We start from the raw sequence: 1,519 nt of genomic DNA on the forward strand, positions 1-1,519 counted from the left end.
ACCGGCCTGAGGAGGGGCCGGTCACCACGCCGGGTCGTGCGATGTCGTGCTTCGTAGTCAAGTCGGAACCGTCGCTACTTTTGCGCCGAGATCTCGGTGGCGAGACGCGTGTACTTGGTGGAGTCCTGGCCCAGGTCGATGATCGACTCGCCCTTCAGCAGCTCCGCCGGGGTCATCTGCAGCGGCGTGTTCTGCTGCAGGAGCTTCTTGTCCTTCTGGGCCACGACGTCCATGGCCGCCTTGTTGGGCACCTTGTAGAGGATGTTCTCCGCCACCCAGCTGTGGACGGCCGGGTCGAGGATGTAGTTGATGAACGCGTGCGCCGCCTCCTTGTTCTTGGAGGACTTCATGATCACCATGGTGTCCGACCAGAGGTCGCTACCTTCCTTCGGCACCACGAACTTGATCTTCGGGTTGGTGGTCGGGCACCAGCCGTCCCACGCCTCCACCATCGCGGCCTCACCCTTGTCGAGCTTGGCGCCGAACGTGACGTCGTCGTAGAGCATGCCCCACTGCTTGGCCTTGACCAGCAGGTCCTTGGCCTCGCCGAGCTGCTTGTCGTCGGTGGTGTTGATGGAGTAGTTCAGGTACTTCAGCGCGGGCAGGGCGAGCCACCGCTCGGTGGTCATCATGGTGACCTTGCCCTTGAGCTCCGCCGGCGGGTTCAGGATGTCGTTCCAGCTGGTCGGCGGGGTCTTCACCAGGTCGCTGCGGTAGCAGATGCCCGTCGTGCCCCAGGTGTAGGGCACCGAGAACTTGTTGCCCTTGTCGAAGGACAGCTGCGACGCCTCGGGGTACAGGTTGGCGAGGTTCGGGATGAGCTCCGGGTGGAGCGGTTCGAGCAGCCCCTGCTCGTTCAGCGCCTGCGCGTACTGGCCCGAGACGAATCCCACGTCGACGCCGCTGTCGGCGTTGGTGGCCAGCTTGGCCATCGCCGCCTCGTTGGTGTCGTGAAGGGCGATCTTCACGTCGACGCCGAGCTTCTCTTTGACCTTGGCGGGAAGGTCCTTCGGGCTGTAGTCCGGCCAGATCGACACGGTGAGCGACTGCTTGCTCAGGTCGGCGTTGGGGTTCAGCTGGTCGGCCGTCGCGTTCGGCGCCGTACCGTCGGCGCTGGTCGTGCTGCCACCACACGCGGACAGGGCGAGCGCAAGACCGGCGGCGACGGCGGCAGCCGGAAGACGACGGGTGTACCGGGTTCGGGACACGGCCGCTACTCCTTAGGTTCTGAAGGTTCTGTGGTACGAGAAAGACCGCAGTGCCTGACCTTCGCACGGCAGACCAAAGCAGGAGTGTTGCAGCCCATATCAACATGAGCAAGACTTTCCCGGACATTGTTAGCTCGTAGTTTGGTTGTTGAGTTGAATCTGAGTTCAACAGATCCAGATGGGGTCGCGACTCGCGGGTGGCCACCCGTCGCCGGTGACGGCGCGACCGCGCGACTCGTCGCGGCGCTGTCGCGAAACACGCGCCCGCCGGGGGACTATACGGTCCTCCGGTTCCACCCGCTGCCTCCGAT

General features: G+C 64.3%; 1 protein-coding gene. It reads right to left on the reverse strand.

What is annotated here, in order from left to right; translation table 11 throughout:
* Positions 1-74: 74 nt before the first annotated feature.
* Complete coding sequence (locus AB0B89_RS36375) at positions 75-1,208, reverse strand: spermidine/putrescine ABC transporter substrate-binding protein (RefSeq protein ID WP_358562325.1); 1,134 nt, start codon at positions 1,206-1,208, stop codon at positions 75-77.
* Between the last annotated feature and the right edge of the window lie 311 nt (positions 1,209-1,519).

This window comes from Sphaerisporangium sp. NPDC049002 (genome assembly GCF_040649355.1).
GTDB lineage: Bacteria > Actinomycetota > Actinomycetes > Streptosporangiales > Streptosporangiaceae > Sphaerisporangium.